Source organism: Novacetimonas pomaceti, from assembly GCF_003207955.1.
Classification (GTDB): domain Bacteria; phylum Pseudomonadota; class Alphaproteobacteria; order Acetobacterales; family Acetobacteraceae; genus Novacetimonas; species Novacetimonas pomaceti.
On record NZ_NOXG01000005.1, the window covers coordinates 115,689 to 131,926 of the forward strand.

13 protein-coding genes are annotated in these 16,238 nt (G+C 62.9%); 4 read left to right on the top strand and 9 right to left on the bottom strand.

Features of this window, described 5'->3' with window-relative positions; genetic code table 11:
• The first annotated feature begins 160 nt into the window (after positions 1 to 160).
• Positions 161 to 1,165 (top strand): ribonucleotide-diphosphate reductase subunit beta, encoded by a 1,005-nt coding sequence (locus CFR71_RS07480; protein ID WP_110529443.1) that lies wholly within the window; start codon positions 161 to 163, stop codon positions 1,163 to 1,165.
• A gap of 12 nt (positions 1,166 to 1,177) precedes the next feature.
• Here CFR71_RS07480 and CFR71_RS07485 read toward each other — a convergent pair whose 3' ends face one another.
• Positions 1,178 to 1,936, bottom strand: a complete 759-nt coding sequence (locus tag CFR71_RS07485) for a tRNA1(Val) (adenine(37)-N6)-methyltransferase (protein ID WP_239020301.1) — start codon at positions 1,934 to 1,936, stop codon at positions 1,178 to 1,180.
• 194 nt (positions 1,937 to 2,130) lie between these two features.
• Here CFR71_RS07485 and CFR71_RS07490 point away from each other — a divergent pair, with 194 nt between their 5' ends.
• On the top strand, positions 2,131 to 3,135 hold the full coding sequence (locus CFR71_RS07490; RefSeq protein ID WP_110529449.1) for a polyprenyl synthetase family protein: 1,005 nt from the start codon (positions 2,131 to 2,133) through the stop codon (positions 3,133 to 3,135).
• Positions 3,136 to 3,152: 17 nt separating this feature from the next.
• Here the strand turns inward: CFR71_RS07490 and CFR71_RS07495 are convergent, their stop codons facing one another.
• Complete coding sequence (locus tag CFR71_RS07495; protein WP_110529452.1) at positions 3,153 to 3,962, bottom strand: glutamate racemase; 810 nt, start codon at positions 3,960 to 3,962, stop codon at positions 3,153 to 3,155.
• A 16-nt stretch (positions 3,963 to 3,978) separates the two neighbouring features.
• Complete coding sequence (locus CFR71_RS07500; protein ID WP_110529455.1) at positions 3,979 to 4,740, bottom strand: orotate phosphoribosyltransferase; 762 nt, start codon at positions 4,738 to 4,740, stop codon at positions 3,979 to 3,981.
• Positions 4,741 to 4,974: 234 nt separating this feature from the next.
• Between CFR71_RS07500 and CFR71_RS07505 the strand changes: the two genes are divergently transcribed.
• Positions 4,975 to 5,214, top strand: coding sequence for a hypothetical protein (locus CFR71_RS07505; protein WP_110529458.1), 240 nt, complete (start codon positions 4,975 to 4,977; stop codon positions 5,212 to 5,214).
• Positions 5,215 to 5,406: 192 nt separating this feature from the next.
• On the opposite strand, the gene gltA is transcribed toward CFR71_RS07505, so the two are convergent.
• From gltA to CFR71_RS07525, 4 genes are all read right to left on the bottom strand, one after another.
• On the bottom strand, positions 5,407 to 6,705 hold the full coding sequence (gltA, locus tag CFR71_RS07510) for a citrate synthase (protein WP_110529461.1): 1,299 nt from the start codon (positions 6,703 to 6,705) through the stop codon (positions 5,407 to 5,409).
• A 211-nt stretch (positions 6,706 to 6,916) separates the two neighbouring features.
• Positions 6,917 to 7,468, bottom strand: a complete 552-nt coding sequence (locus tag CFR71_RS07515) for a SixA phosphatase family protein (protein WP_110529464.1) — start codon at positions 7,466 to 7,468, stop codon at positions 6,917 to 6,919.
• An 11-nt stretch (positions 7,469 to 7,479) separates the two neighbouring features.
• Positions 7,480 to 7,815, bottom strand: coding sequence for a chorismate mutase (locus CFR71_RS07520; RefSeq protein WP_110529467.1), 336 nt, complete (start codon positions 7,813 to 7,815; stop codon positions 7,480 to 7,482).
• Between the two features lie 59 nt (positions 7,816 to 7,874).
• Positions 7,875 to 8,621, bottom strand: a complete 747-nt coding sequence (locus CFR71_RS07525; RefSeq protein WP_110529579.1) for a metallophosphoesterase — start codon at positions 8,619 to 8,621, stop codon at positions 7,875 to 7,877.
• Between the two features lie 681 nt (positions 8,622 to 9,302).
• Between CFR71_RS07525 and CFR71_RS07530 the strand changes: the two genes are divergently transcribed.
• A complete protein-coding gene (locus CFR71_RS07530) occupies positions 9,303 to 10,823 on the top strand; it encodes an acetyl-CoA hydrolase/transferase family protein (protein WP_110529582.1) in 1,521 nt (506 codons plus the stop codon).
• An 87-nt stretch (positions 10,824 to 10,910) separates the two neighbouring features.
• On the opposite strand, the gene CFR71_RS07535 is transcribed toward CFR71_RS07530, so the two are convergent.
• Positions 10,911 to 15,464: an AAA family ATPase gene (locus tag CFR71_RS07535; RefSeq protein WP_110529470.1), complete on the bottom strand. Its 4,554-nt coding sequence runs from the start codon at positions 15,462 to 15,464 to the stop codon at positions 10,911 to 10,913.
• A 23-nt stretch (positions 15,465 to 15,487) separates the two neighbouring features.
• On the bottom strand, positions 15,488 to 16,108 hold the full coding sequence (locus tag CFR71_RS07540) for a thioredoxin domain-containing protein (protein ID WP_110529473.1): 621 nt from the start codon (positions 16,106 to 16,108) through the stop codon (positions 15,488 to 15,490).
• Between the last annotated feature and the right edge of the window lie 130 nt (positions 16,109 to 16,238).

Below are 16,238 nucleotides of genomic sequence, written 5' to 3' on the forward strand. Positions count from 1 at the left end.
CTTTTTTCAAAAAGACAGTGTTCTTCGAAGCTTTTTGAGAAAAGCTTCACCAAAACCCTGACAGTTTGCACAATGCTTCCCGAACCGGTTTTTCAGGTTGCGTCTGGCTACTCTAATCGATAAGCGGTGAACCTATTTGGCTTCAGATAGGGTGAGCACCATGAGCGATACATCATCCGGCCCGGGCATCCAGGCCGAGCAGCATTTCGACCTGCTGACCGCGAACCCGGTTTACAAGCCCTTCCGCTACCCCTGGGCATATGATGCGTGGCTGACGCAGCAGCAGGTCCACTGGCTGCCCGAAGAGGTGCCGCTGGCCGATGACGTCAAGGACTGGCATCGCAGCCTGACGGAAAGCGAACGCCATCTGGTCACGCAGATTTTCCGCTTCTTCACGCAGTCCGACGTGGAAGTGAACAACTGCTACATGAAGCATTACAGCCAGGTCTTCAAACCGACCGAAGTGCTGATGATGCTGTCGGCGTTTTCCAATATCGAGACGATCCATATCGCGGCCTACAGCCATCTGCTTGATACGATCGGCATGCCCGAAGCCGAATATTCCGCATTTCTGAAATACAAGGAAATGAAGGACAAATATGACTACATGCAGAAATTCTCGGTCACGAACAAATACGAAATCGCCCGCACGCTGGCGGCTTTCGGCGCGTTTACCGAGGGACTGCAGCTTTTCGCCTCGTTCGCGATCCTTCTGAATTTCCCACGTTTCAACAAGCTCAAGGGCATGGGGCAGATCGTTTCGTGGTCGGTGCGCGATGAAACGCTGCACTGCATCTCGATGGCGCGGCTATTTCGGGTCTTCATCCAGGAAAACCCCGAAATCTGGACGGACAGGCTGCAGGACGACATCCGCCAGATCTGCCGCGATATCGTGGAACACGAAGACGCCTTCATCGACCTGGCGTTCGAAATGGGGGCTGTCGAAGGGCTCGATGCGGATCAGGTCAAGCAGTATATCCGCTTTGTCGCCAATCGCAGGCTGGGACAACTGGGCCTGGACGGGCTGTATGACATCGCCACCAACCCGCTGCCTTGGGTGGACGAGATGGTCAATGCGGTGGAGCATGCCAACTTCTTCGAAAACCGTTCCACCGAATACAGCCGCGCGGCCACGGCCGGCACGTGGGACGAAGCCTTCAGCTGACACGACATCGCGTCAGGGCAGCAATGCCTGCCCGTCGCGCAGGATGGCGCGCGCTTCATCGGTAAAGGCACCATCCGCGTGATGCAGCACGATGCCCGGCAGCAGCCGGGCAGGGGCGCGGGATGCCATGCGCCCGCGAAGCAGGACGATCTTTGCCGCAACACCCTGACGGGGCCAGCAGGGGAAGACCGTAATATCGCCCAGCCGGCTGTCATCCATGGCGCTGATCGCGTGATCGAGCAGACGCGCCGGAAGGGCAAGCGTCAGCGTGCCGTGATGACGCAGCTGCGCCGACAGGCTGCCGACCCATTTTGCCAGATCCGCCCTGGGCAGCCGCCGCGCCATGTCCCGGCGCCCCACGGGGGAGGAGGTACTGGCATGGTCATGCCATGGGGGATTGGCAAAGGCATGGTCGATCCGACGGATGGCCGGACCACTCAGCAGGCTGTCATCGGGCATGAGCGGAAGGGTCGCATGCAGGATTCGAATCGAATCGAATCCATTCTCCCTCAGGTTGGCCTGCGCCAGCGCCACGGTGGGGGAATCGCATTCCAGGCCGATGCCCGCGATCGCCGGCACCCGCGATGCCAGACACATCAGTCCCGCACCCGCGCCACAGCCGCCCTCCACGACGCAGTCCCCGCGTCGGGCGGGCACACATGCGGCCATCAGGACGGGCTCCAGCCCCGTGCGGTTGCCATCACGAAACTGTTTGTAATGGATCCGCCCGTCAAGGAGCGTTCCCTGTGTCACTACGGGCATCGTATCCATGCGCGAGACCACCGTCATACGTGCGCATTGAGCATTCGGTTTCGTCCTCCGGCTTGACCGGCTTTCCGGCGCCGCTCATATACTCTGATACATCGAACCTTCGGAACCGGGAGAATAACCTTTTGGGCCTAGCAGTTACTCTGCCGGAAACCGACAGAACGGCAAGTCAGAAAGACAAAGGGGCCCGACGCCCGATGGCAGACGGATCTGAGGTTGCCCTGCGCGACCTGGCGGAATATCTCGCCGATGACATGGCAGCGTGCAATCGCGCGATCGTGGAGCGCATGGACAGTCCTGTCGCGCTGATCCCGCAGCTCGCCGCGCATCTCGTTGCGGCGGGGGGAAAGCGGCTGCGTCCGTTGCTGACACTGGCGTCGGCGCGACTGTGTGGATACAAATCCGATGCCACGCACCAGCGTCACGTCGCGCTGGCGGCGTGCGTGGAGTTCATCCATACCGCGACCCTGCTGCATGACGACGTCGTGGATGAAAGCACCCTGCGACGCGGGCTGGCCAGCGCCAATGCCATTTTCGGCAACAAGGCATCCGTCCTGGTGGGTGATTTCCTGTTCGCGCGGTCATTCCAGCTGATGACGGACGATGGTTCCCTGAAGGTCATGAACATCCTCTCCTCTGCCTCCGCGACCATCGCAGAAGGGGAGGTGCTGCAGATGTCCACGCAGAATGACCTTTCGACCAATGTGGAAAAATATCTGGAAGTCATTCACGGCAAGACGGCGGCCCTGTTCGCCGCCGCCTGCCGTGTCGGCGCCGTGGTCGCGGACCAGCCGCTGAAGGCGGAAGAGGCGCTTGATTCCTACGGCACCAATCTGGGCATGGCATTCCAGCTGGTGGATGACGCGCTGGATTACGCGGCCGATCAGGCCACATTGGGCAAGACGATCGGCGATGATTTCCGCGAAGGCAAAATCACCCTGCCGGTCCTGACCGCCTATGCCGCGGGCAATGAGGAAGACAGGGCCTTCTGGCGACGCGTCATTGAAGAAAGCGATCAGAAACCCGGCGATCTGGAACATGCCTTTGACCTGATCGCGCGGACGAACGCCATTGGCGTCACGCTCGACCATGCCACGCGCTATGCCACCGCGGCGTCAGAGGCGCTGGACATCTTCCCGCCATCGCGCCTGAAGCAGCTGCTGCAGGATACGGCTTCCTATACCGTCAGCCGCCTGCGCTAAAGGGCGGGCCCCGGTTTTCAGGTCCGTTCCGCAAAGGGACGGACCGCCGCGTATCCCATGCGCCGCAGCCCGGGCATCAGGGCCGACACATCATCGGGCAGGGCGGTAAAGAAAGCCTCGCCATGATGGGGAAAGGCTGTTTCCGTATTTCCGATATCGCGGCTCAGCCTTGCCGCCTGCCGGGATACCGCTTCCGCCGGATCAATCCATCTGATGCCCGGCCGTCCCAATCGTCGAAAGCGGTCCAGCAGGAAGGTGTAGTGGGTGCATCCCAGTCCCACGACATCAATGGCGTCGCCCCCCGGCTGGGAAAACAGTCCCTCCATCTCCGCCAGGACGGCATGATCGGAAACCGGTCGGCCCCGGAATGCCAGTTCAGCCAGATCCGCGAGATTGCGGGCCCCATAGGCGACAAGCCTGCGATCAGGGGCAAAGCGCGCCTGCAACATGCGCAGGTAGGGACGGCTTACGGTCGCCCGTGTCGCCAGCAGGCCGATCGTACCGCTGCGTGTCAGGTCGGCCGCCCATTTGATGGGCGGGACACATCCCACGAAGGGCAGCAGGCTGTAGCGCGCGCGCAACGCATCCAGCGCAAGCGTGCTGGCGGTGTTGCAGGCGATGACCACCAGATCCGGCCGTAACCGCTCCATGGCGCATCCCACAAGTGCCACGATATGGCTGACCAGGAAATCATCCGGCTGCTCCCCATAGGGAAAGACAGCCGTATCCGCGAGATAATCGATACAGGCATCGGGGATTTCGTTCCTGAGACACCTTACGATTCCCAGACCGCCAATCCCCGAGTCAAAAGCCAGGATCCGTACCACCGGTCACGCCGTAAGTTCAGGAGGCCTTGTCCGCCGCCACCTTGCGGGCCAGGGCTTCCTCGGCGCTGGCAACGCCGCCATGTTTTGCGGACCACGCACAGGGGTTTTCAAGGAAGCGCCTGACCTCCGTCGCGTCCTTTTCAGAGAAATAGGGCTTCCCCGCACAGGCTTCCAGAATATCCCACCATGTGCACAGGGCATGCAGGGTAATATTCATGTCGGCCAGCGTCTGGTACGCGCCGGGGAAGACACCATAGAAAAAGACAACGAAGGTATGGTCCACGATGGCGCCGGCATCACGCAGGGCCTGGGCGAAACGCACCTTCGACGATCCGTCTGTCGTCAGATCTTCGACCAGAAGGGTACGCATGTTTTCCGGCACATCGCCCTCGATCTGGGCATTGCGGCCAAAGCCCTTGGGTTTCTTGCGCACATAGGCCATCGGCGCCATCATGCGGTCGGCAATCCACGCCGCGAAGGGAATCCCCGCCGTTTCCCCGCCAACCACCGCATCGATGCTTTCATACCCGACATGGCGACCGATCTTCTCGACCCCCAGTTCCATGATCTTCTGGCGGGCACGAGGGAAGAAAATGATCCGGCGACAGTCGATATAGACAGGCGATTTCCAGCCGGACGTCAGGGTATAGGGTTCGTCAGGACGGAAATTGACGGCCTTGATTTCCAGCAGCAGACGCGCCGTTGTCAGCGCCGCATCCCGATCCCATGCGGTCGAACCGGTTGAAAGACCTGCGCCATTTCCTGTTGCGTCGTGCATTTACCCTGCCTCCGGACCAATGAATGTAAAATATTGCAAAGACGCTTACCGGGAAAGGCTTGGAAAATCCATAATTAGCGCGCGTCACTGGAACATTCTGCTCCCCCGCCTGCATTTTCCTGACAAAACATGAATTTGAAACCGGGAAAGAAGAGTTCTATTGATTTGTGGCAGGGTTATCCATTAAACTTCCGTCAGTTAATAATAATTCTCATTTTCGGGTGGTGTCTTATCGTGGGTTCTGAAACAAGCCATATCGTTCGCAATTGTGAACGGGCCGTTGTTACCGCCTATCAGGAACTGCGTCAGGTCGGGACAACTGATGTGTCCGCCTTTCACGCCTGTACGACGTTGTATCGCATTCACCATCCCGAAGCATCGCTGAACGAAGCACGACGCCTGGTGTCCGAATGGATCGACCATCATGTCGTCCATCACAAGCAGGGCCCCACCGCCGGCTGCGACTGCGGCTGAGGCATCCGGCATTGCCAGAACGTGTGGCAGCGGAACGGGCCGCCACACAGAAGGGCAGGGGCCAGTAATTTCCATACCTGCATGCATACTGAAAAGGGCCTTTCCCATATGGCGGGAAAGGCCCTTTTTCATTGACCACCTCATGACCGTCGCAACTCCCCGGCCCATTTCCGGGCCGGGGAACGCGCGATATCAGGGGCGTTCGGAGAAGGGGACGAAATCGCGCTGCGGCGATCCGACATACAGCTGACGGGGACGACCGATACGCTGGCCGGGTTCCTCGATCATTTCCTTCCACTGGCTGATCCAGCCCGTCGTGCGCGCGACCGCGAACAGCACGGTGAACATGCTGGTGGGAATGCCCATCGCCTTGAGGATGATGCCGGAATAGAAATCGACATTGGGATACAGGCTGCGCTTGACGAAATATTCGTCATGGATCGCGATCTTTTCCAGCTCGATCGCCAGGTCCAGCAACGGATCGTCCTTGATCCCCAGTTCGCCCAGAACCTCGTGACAGGTCGCCTGCATGATCTTGGCACGCGGATCGAAGTTCTTGTACACGCGATGGCCAAAGCCCATCAGCCGCACGCCGCTGCTCTTGTCCTTCACCTTGGCGATGAAGTCGGGGATGTTGTCCTTGTGCCCGATGGAGGCCAGCATCTTCAGCACGGCTTCGTTCGCGCCACCATGCGCGGGTCCCCACAGGGCCGCGATGCCAGCGGAAATGCACGCGAACGGATTGGCGCCCGTGGACCCGGCCAGCCGCACCGTCGAGGTGGAGGCATTCTGCTCATGATCGGCATGCAGGATCAGGATGCGGTCCATGGCGCGGGCCAGAACCGGATTGATCTTGTACGGTTCGCTGGGAACCGCGAACATCATGGACAGGAAGTTCTCGGCATAGGACAGGTCATTGCGCGGATAGATGAACGTATCACCCTGCGTATAGCGGTAGGCCCATGCCGCGATGGTCGGGATCTTGGCGATAATACGCATGGCCGACAGGTTGCGGCTGGCGGCATTCGAGATGTCGATCCCGTCATGATAGAAGGACGACAGCGCGCCAACGGTGCCACACAGGATGGCCATCGGATGCGCGTCACGACGGAACCCGTTGAAGAAGTTACGGATCTGTTCATGCAGCAGGGTATGATGCTTGATATCGGTTACAAACGCATCATAAGCCTTCTGGTCCGGAAGCTCCCCGTTCAGGAGGAGATAGGCGACCTCCATGAAGGTGGCCTTTTCCGCCAGCTGCGCGATCGGATACCCACGATGCAGCAGAATGCCCTTTTCACCGTCGATAAAGGTGATCTTGCTGGTGCACGACGCCGTTTCGCCATATCCGGGATCAAAGGTGAACACGCCAGCCTGGGCAGGCAGCTTGCGGATATCAACAACATCCGGCCCCAGCGTGCCGGACAGAACCGGCAGCGTTGCGCTTTTTTCGCCTAGCGAGATAGTCGCGGTTTTTCCTGACTCGCTCATCAAACACTTCCTCCTGGTCGTCCGCCGTCGCTGTCGCGGCATGGCGAAACGTGTCTCCAACCTTGGGGCAGTCTGTCGTTCTGGCGACAGTTTCGTTCCCGCCCGCATTTTATGTGCCTGCCGGCTCCATGCGGATGACGACAGGCGTTGAAATCGAGATAAGGACGAAATGCCACTCATGGCAATCCGGGGCAGCCATGCCCCTCAGGCATCAGTCACACAGGGCGCGATAGAACGTAATGGCGTGATTTTGGGCGGTATTCCACGGAATTGCGCTGAAAAAGCACGCTATCGCGGCAGGTGGGAAGCCAAGGGAGAGGGAAGGCGGGACATGGCCCGAACCATGACATCCCGCCAGTTCCATCGCCAGGTTACCGATCCCGGGATTGTGCGATAAGACGATGATATTATTGTATTTTTCGTCCACTTCCCACAGCATGTCCCGGATACGGTCCGCACTGGTTTCATAAAGTGCGTTCACATATTGGACATCGGGGGAATGATCTCCGAAAAATGATCCCATTTCCTCCCATGTCTGGCGCGTGCGCAGGGCGGGACTGACCAGTGCCAGATCGGGAACAAACCCGGCAGCACGCAGTTCCCGCCCCCGCAGATGCGCAACGGAACGTCCCTGCGGCGTCAGGGGCCGCCTGAAATCGGCATGCGGGCCAAAATCGCCAAAACCGGCGGGCGCCGCCTGCGCATGGCGCATCAGGACCAGTCGGTGCGCGGCCTGCCGCCAGGCATCATCGGGTTCGGACATGACGGAAAATATCAGGACTGTGGCCGTTCATCGGCGCGACGTGCGATCGCCTCATGATGGCGGATGACTTCGCGTATGATGAACGCAAGGAATTTTTCAGCGAAATCCGGGTCGAGGTTGGCGCTTTTCGCCAGTGCCCGCAGGCGCGCGACCTGTTGTGCCTCGCGCGCCGGATCGGCGGGGGGCATGTGATGCCGGGCCTTGAGGCGCCCGACCGCCTGGGTATGGCGAAAACGTTCCGCCAGCAGGTAAATCAGCGCGGCATCGATGTTATCAATGCTGCGGCGCAGTTCCAGCAGCGCATCACGTGCTTCATCCGGCGCCGTGGCAACGGGGGTTTCATTCATTATGGGTCAGGGCTCCCGACTGGACAGGTGGGTCATCTCTCTACTTTCTTTCGCAACGCTCACGACGCGGGAAAAGGAATATCGATCGCGGGAAGGTCGATCCATGCCAGATGCCCGCCCTTGCCGGCACCGGTGTCGGTAAAGATGGCGGTTCCCCCGTTGCGGCCGTTGCGCACCCACGGCCGTCCGTCGGTCGAACGCCGGTCATGTCCGCAATAGACGGTATAGCCCGCGGGGATATGATCGACCCAGTTCAGGCGCCGTTCGGGATAGCCGTCTTTCTGCATGCGCCCCGTCGTTTCGCCAAACAGGGCCCGCGAGAGCAGGGGGGTCACCGTTCCCAGGCCGGGCGGTGGCGCCTCATCAAGCATGCGGACGTGAAAGCCGCCATGAACGAAGACATATTTCCCCAGCACGATCCACGCCGGCGCCATGGCAAGGTCATCCAGCGCGCGCTGACGGACATCCTCGTTTTCCGGCAGCAGAAACTGGGTCAGGGTTTCCATCAGGGGCGGGTCGCGCCGCATCTTGCGCCCATGCAGCGCGCGGGCGAGCTTGCGGTCATGATTGCCCAGTACGAACAGCCCGCGCCGTTCATCGATCAGCTGCTGCATCAGGCGGAAGGTACCGACGCTGTCAGGCCCATAATCGACCAGATCGCCCAGCTGGATCAGGAACCTGTCGGTCGCCGCCGCGTGCCGGAAGGCGTGCAGGTCGCCATGCACGTCCCCCACGATCCGGATGCGACGCCCCCCGATCAGGCGGGCGATTGCCTCCCTGTCGGGGGCGGGCGCGTATTGCGGCATGGCGGGGGCGGCGAAGGCGGAAGAAAACATCCGGGCAGGGGCATCAGGGGAAACGCCACCCGTAACGACATGATGAGAGGGCAATCGACGTCTCAAACGAAAATCCTCTCCCTGCATTATGGCGGGCGGCCGTTCGCCGCCTGCCGACTGAAATACCCGACCGGATGCCCTCACAGGCGTTCATGGGAAACATTATCCATCAGGATAACGCTCCTTGCACCATCGGGAAACACAGGGATGCCGTGTTTCATGTTCCCACGATGCCGCATATCGACAGGAAATTAATGCTTCGGATGACCAAGCCCCGCGAAATACGCATATGAAAGTTGCAAATTATTATATCCGGTTCGGAAACTAGAGCAATCGTGAACTCCCCGACCGACATGGCGCCCGAGTGTCACACGCTTTTGTTGTGACGCATGGAACAAGACAGAGAACAGATATCAGGAGGGAAGCCGGGACGTATTCCTCCCGTTCGCCTGCCGCGTAACAATCCTGTAAGGGAGAGCGAAAGGGCATGGACCGATCCAACGGTCCGGCACAGGGAAATGCGTGAAGGTGGTTCGCGCGGAACATGGGATGGATGACAATCCCGCGCCGCGCGCCGGCCGCCACCAGGGACAACCAGCCCGGCGCGATACATGCGCTGGTGCAAACAAAAAAGACTTTGAGGGAAAGTTCATGATCGACCATACCCGAATCCGGAATGCGGCGCTCCGGGCCAAGATCACGACCGCTGAACAGGCCGCGTCGTTCATCAAGCCCGGAATGACGGTGGGTACCAGCGGCTTTACCGGGGCAGGCTACCCAAAGGCGGTCCCCGAGGCCCTGGCGGCCCTGATGGAAAGTGAACACGCGAGGGGGAACGATTTCCGGATCCGTCTTCTGACGGGTGCGTCCACCGGCCCGGAACTTGATGGCGCGCTGGCCAAGGTCAACGGCATCTCCTTCCGCATGCCCTACAACTCGGACCCGACGCTGCGCGCGCGCATCAACAAGGGCGAGACCGAATATCTCGACATGCATCTCAGCCATGTCGCGCCGATGGCATGGGCCGGATTCTTCGGACAGATCGACACCGCGATCATCGAGGCCACCGCCATCCGCGAAGATGGCAGCATTGTGCCGTCCTCTTCCGTCGGCAACAGCAAGACCTGGCTGGACACGGCCAAGCAGGTCATCATCGAAGTCAACAGCTGGCAGGACAGCGCGCTGGAGGGGATGCATGATATCTGGACCGGCACGGCCCTGCCGCCGCATCGCCAGCCCATCCCCCTGATCCGCCCGGATGATCGCATCGGCGATACGTTCCTGCGCGTCGATCCGGACAAGATCGTGGCGATTGTCGAAACCCACGCCCCCGACCGGAACGCCCCGTTCTCCCCCCCCGACGCCACGGCGAAGGCCATTGCCGGCCACCTGATGGAATTCTTCCGTCATGAGGTATCGCGTGGCCGCCTGCCGCCCTCGCTGCTGCCGCTGCAGTCCGGCGTGGGCAACGTCGCCAATGCCGTGATGGGCGGCCTTGAGGAAGGTCCCTTTGAAAACCTGACCGCGTTTACCGAGGTGATCCAGGACGGCATGCTGGGCATGCTGGAGACGGGCAAGATGCGCGTCGCGTCGGCCACCGCGTTCTCCCTCAGCCCCGATGCGGCGGAATCCCTGAACAAGCGCATGCGGGAATTCCAGAAAAAGATCATCCTGCGTCCGCAGGACATCAGCAACCATCCCGGCCTGATCCGTCGCCTGGGCTGCATCGCGATGAACGGCCTGATCGAATCCGACATCTATGGCAACGTCAATTCCACCCAGATCATGGGGTCGAAGATCCAGAACGGAATCGGCGGATCGGGTGATTTCGCCCGCAATGCCTACATCTCCGTCTTCATGACGCCTTCGACGGCAAAGGGTGGCAAGATTTCCGCAATCGTGCCGATGGCGTCGCATGTCGATCACATCACGCAGGATTCGCAGGTCCTGGTCACGGAACAGGGACTGGCGGACCTGCGTGGCCTGTCGCCGAAACAGCGCGCGGAAGTCATCATCGCCAACTGCGCGCATCCCGACTATCGCCCGATGCTGCAGGATTATTACAAGCGCGCCCGCGCGGGATCGTTCGGACAGCAGTCGCCGCACCTGCTGACCGAAGCCCTGTCGTGGCATCAGCGCTTTATCGAAACAGGCTCCATGCTGCCTGCCTGATCGATAACGACGTCAGCCCGCCCCCATTACAGGGGCGGGCTGGCCTGCCGTTTTTCATGATTGCCGGCGGCACGCCCGCCGCCGGCGCTATACGGTTTCCGGCGCGTTCGCCCTGTCCTGCGCGACCATTTCCGACGCGCGTTCAAGGTCGATCGACAGAACCCGGCTGACCCCGCGTTCCTGCATGGTCACGCCATACAGGCGGTCCATGTGCGCCATCGTCAGCTGATGATGCGTCACAACCAGGAACCGCGTCCCGGCTTCGGCCACCATGTCGCCCAGCAATCCGCAGAACCTGCCGACATTCGCATCGTCCAGCGGCGCGTCCACTTCGTCCAGCACGCAGATTGGCGCCGGATTGCAGCGGAATACCGCGAAAATCAGGGACAGGGCCGTCAGCGCCTGCTCCCCCCCCGACAGCAGCGACAGCGTCGCCAGCTTCTTGCCCGGCGGCTGCGCGTAGATTTCGAGGCCCGCCTGCAGCGGATCATCATTCCCGACCATTCCCAGATGAGCGCGCCCGCCGTTGAACATCCGGGTGAACAGCGCCTGAAAATGCTGATCGATCCGGGAAAAAACCGCCATCAGGCGCTCGCGTCCCTCACGGTTGAGGTTCCCGATCGTCCCGCGCAGCCGGGCAATGGCGGATTCCAGTTCGCCACGTTCCGTCATGATGGTGCCGATCTGCTCTTGCGCCTCGTTCGCTTCGATTTCCGCGCGCAGGTTCACCGGCCCCAGCTCGTCACGCTGACGCTCAAGACGACCGACCTTGCGCCGCAGGCCGGCCTCGGCCGTTTCACTCAGGTCGGTGGGGACAATCCCGGCGGGCGGCTGCGATTCCGCCAGAAGCTGCGCGAGGATGGCCTCGGCCTGTTCCTGCCGGCCCTCGGCGCGCAGCACGTCCTCACGCATGCGGATCATGGCCGCATCCGCCTTTTCGCGCGCGCCCTGCGCTGCGGACAGGACATTCTCCGCCGTCTTCAGGGCTTCGGCAGACTGGTTGTAACGGTGTTCCGCCGTGGACAGATCCGTGGAAATGGCTTCGCGCCGGTGAATGATCTCCTCCGGCTGGACGGCCACCCGTCCGTGTTCCTCCCCGGCGGTGCGCAGGCGGTCCTGCGTAACGGTGACCTCCTGCGAGGTGGTCGCGACGCGGCCGCGCCATTCCTCCATCCCAGCGCTGGAGGAAGCGAGGCGCTGCGTCAGGGCTGCTTCCTCGGTTTCGAGACGCCCCAGCAGGTCACGCAATTCCTGCTCCGCCTGGCGCGTACCGGCCAGACGGGTCCGCAGTTCCTCCACCTCGCGCGACAGCACCTCCGGATCGGGCAGGGCGGCCTGATCGGCGGCGAGACGGTCACAGACTTCCGTGGCGGCTGAAACTTCGCGTTTCAGCTCCTCGATACGGGGTTCCCGTGCGTCAAGGAGGCTCTGGATTTCATGCTGGCGATGACCCGCCTGCGTCCGCTCATGCGTGCTGGCCTCAAGGGTCCTGTGCGTCACATCGCGATTTTCCTGCGCGGCGGACAGGCCACGCGCTGCAGATTCCGCAGCGGCCTCCGCCTGCTGCTGCGCGGATGCCGCATGTTCTTGCGGGGGCAGGGCGGCCTGATAGGCACGCGCCTTTTCATGGTCCTGGCCGGCCTGCTCAAGGTCCTGCGCCATGCGCGCCAGCGCGGGCAGGATCGCCTGAAGACGGGTTTCCGCCTCCCCATGGCGGTTGATCGCCTCATTCAGGACACGCTGGGTAGTTTCCTGTGCGACCTGCGCCTTCTGGCGTGCCTGTCGCGCCGCCGTTTCATCCTGCCGCGCCTTTGCCGCCGCCTGCGCCGCGCGATCCATTTCCGCCTGCATCAGGGCAGGGGCGGGCAGGGCGGCTTCTTCCTGCTCAGCCCTTTCAAGGGTCTGGCGTGCTTCCGCATCAGCGCCACGCGCATTTTCCAGTTGCAGCGCAATGGTGTCGAGCCGCGCGCGAATGGCGGCGTCCTGCCGGCTGAGCTCCGCCTCCTGACGGCGCAGAAGCACCAGTTGCTCCTCCACACGGGCGCGTTGGCCACGCGCGTCGTTCATGGCCGCCGTCGCGGCTTCCATCGCCGATTTCGCATCCTGCGCGGCCTGCCTGCGGGCAGGCAGTTCATTGCGAAGACGCTCCTGCCCGGCACGGATATCGCGCAGGCGGCTGATCTGGCGCAGCTTCAGCGCCGCGCGGCTGGGCAGGGTATCCGACAGGCAATACCCGTCCCAGCGCCACAGCGCCCCACTGCGCGTCACCAGACATTGCCCGGGCGCAAGCTGCCCCTGCAGTGCATCGCCATCCGCCGTGTCGTCAATCAGGCCGGCAAAGGCCAGGATACGTCCCAGCGCGTCCGGCGCGTCGATCAACGTCGCCAGCGGGCGCACGCCGCCACCCGGAAAGGCGGGGGGCGCCAGTTCCGGCAGGTCACGCCACCGTCGCGCGGCAGCCGATGAAACCGATGCGTCGAGCCCTTCGGACAGGACCACGGCCAGCGCCGTTTCCAGTCCCTCGGGGATATGAAGCAGGGTCGCGACATCCTGTCCGTCCCGGCCATCTTCCGCTTCGCCATCCGCCGCCAGTGCCTTGGCCAGCCCATCGGCCTCCGCCTCCATGCCGGTCAGGGCGGTTTCCAGTTCAGCCAGACGTCGCGCCTGATCCTCGCTGTCGGTGCGGCAGCGGACAATGGCCTGTTCCGCCGCCTTCAGGGTTTCTTCGGCGCTGGCATGGTCCGCCTCGGCGGCTTCGCGCGCCATGACCGCCTGTTCCAGTTTTCCCGGCGGCAGGGCCTCGCGCCCGATCCGGGCGGATTCCTCCGTCAGCGAGGCAAGCTCCGCCCCCGCGCGGGCGCTGGCGGAGCGGGCGGAACGTGTCGCCTGTTCCAGCGCATCGCGCCGCGAGGTGGCCTGCTCCATCCGGGCCCGGACCTCGATTTCGGCGGCCGAGGTCTCGGCGCGGGCGATTTCGGCCTGTTCCAGCGCCTCACGCGCGGCGGCAAACGCATCCGCCGACGCGGCCGCGTCGGCCCGCAACCGCGCGAAATGGTCCTCGGGCACCAGCGCCTCACGCGCCCGTGCCTCGCGCTCGGATAATGCGGCATGATCGCGTTGCAGGGTTTCCAGACGCGTCGTGGCCTGCGCCAGCGCCTGGGCGGCCTGTTCATGCTGGCGCCGCGTTTCGGCGGCTTCGTTGCGCGCGATGTTCGCCTTCAGCACCGCGTCGGAATGAAGCTGCATCGCCTCATCAAGGTCCGTGCGGGCCTGCGTCGCGGCCTGCGTCGCGGCGGCGACCTGTGCATCCAGCGCCGCGAGTTTTTCCTCGCCGGGCATTTCGGTCCGCAGCCGTGCCACCTCGGCCGCGATTTCGTCATGCCGCGCCTGCAGGTGGGCACGGCGTTCGTTTGCCTCGGCCCGGGCCTGTTCCATCTGGGCAAAGCGCAGCTGTGCCTCACGCGCCATGACGCTGGCTTTTTCAAGGGCCCCGGCACATTCACGGGCCTGTGCCTCCGCATGCGCCAGTTCGTCACGCGCCTGCGTCCTGCGCTGCGGCAGCGTCTCAAGGGCGGCCTTCGTCTCGGCCTGTTCGGTTTCCAGCCGTTCCAGCATGGCGCGCGCATCGCCCTGACGCGCAAGGGCGGCCTCGTGATCGGCGCGGCACTGTTCCAGGCGGGCATGCGCGTCTTCCACGGCGGCATTGGCGCGCGCGACCTCGGCTGCGATGTTTTCCGCCATGACCCGGTGGCGTTCCAGCAGGCTGCGCTGGGTATCCGCCTGCGTGCGCAGTTCCGGCAGCGCCTGCGTCGCCTCGAACTGGGCGATGGTTGCGTCTTCGGCTTCCTGCTCTGCCGCGATCAGCGCCTGACGTGTCGCATGCAGGTGATCCCGGGCCTGAACGACGGCGTTGCGTGCCCGCGCGTGCAGCAGGGCGAGCAGCAGCGTCTCGCTCTCCCTCAACCCCTGGGAGAGTTCGCGATACCGCGCCGCCTGCGTTGCCTGCGCCTGAAGATCGCCCAGCCGCGCCTCCAGCTGCAGACGCAGGTCCTCGGCGCGTTCAAGGTTGGCTTCGGTGGCGCGTAATTTCAGTTCCGCCTCATGCCGCCGCCCATGCAGCCCGGTGATGCCGGCAGCTTCCTCAAGGATGGTGCGCCGCTCTTCGGGGCGGGCATTCACCAGCGCGGACACGCGTCCCTGGCTGACCATGGCCGACGAACGCGCGCCGGACGCCAGGTCGGCAAACAGCGTCTGCACGTCACGCGCGCGCATCGCCCTGCCATTGACGCGGTATCCACTGCCCGCGCCGCGTTCGGCACGGCGGGTGACCTGAAGTTCGTCCTGCCCCTGAAAAGGCGGCGGCGCGACCTGCGCCGTTCCCTCCAGCGACAGGGTGACTTCGGCCGTATTGCGCGCGGGCCGTGCCGCGGTGCCGGCGAAAATCAGGTCATCCATTTCCCCGCCGCGCAGGGACCGCGCGGACGTCTCGCCCATGGCCCAGCGCAGGGCCTCCACCACATTCGACTTGCCACAGCCATTCGGACCGACAATTCCCGTAAGCCCGGGAAGGATTTCGATGGAGGCCGGATCGGCGAAGCTCTTGAATCCGGCGATGCGAAGTCGGGCGAAACGTGCTGTCATGAAGGAACCGGCTGGCTTGGGGATCAGGAAAGGGACGCGACCTTCTGGGCGAACTGCTCGTACGTCAGTTCCTGCGACACCTGTTCCTTGTCATTGAAGCGGAAGGTCGGCGTGCCGTCGATCTTGTACTGGGCCTGCGCGCGATCTTCCTCGTCCATGATTGCATGGCGCAGCTTGTCATCGGCCAGCGTCTGCTGGAACTGGTCCGCCGACATGCCGGCCAGAGCCGCCATCTTGCGCAGTTCCTCCTGCGGATTGACATCCTTGCCAAAGGCCCAGCGATCCTGACTGGCGAGCAGGGCCAGCACGAAGGCCTCGTACCGTTCACCCGGCAACGCGCGCGCGATCATCGCGGCCGACAGCGCGACCTGGTCGAGGGGGAAGTCACGGAAAATGTAATAGACCTTTCCCGTATCGATCAGCTTGCTGCGGATCTCGGGGAAGACTTCCTCGGCAAAGCGGGCGCAATGGGTGCATGTCAGGGAAAACCATTCCTCCACATGCACCTTGGCCGACGGGTTGCCCAGCGCGCGGATGGCAAGGCGCGGATCACTGGCCTGCGCGTGCGCGACCGACGCCACGCCCGTGCCAAGCAGGAGGGCCGGGGCGGCGGAAGCAAGCAGTGTGCGACGTTTCATAAGCATTGCGGGGGACCCTCCGGGTGGGAAAATGCATCTCGATCAGGCAAAGAACTGTCAAAGTCCCGATGCGTCAAGGCCAATGACGCCATGTCGGCGCGAAGTCGCGGCCGACATGGCGTGGCCCCTGCCGCTG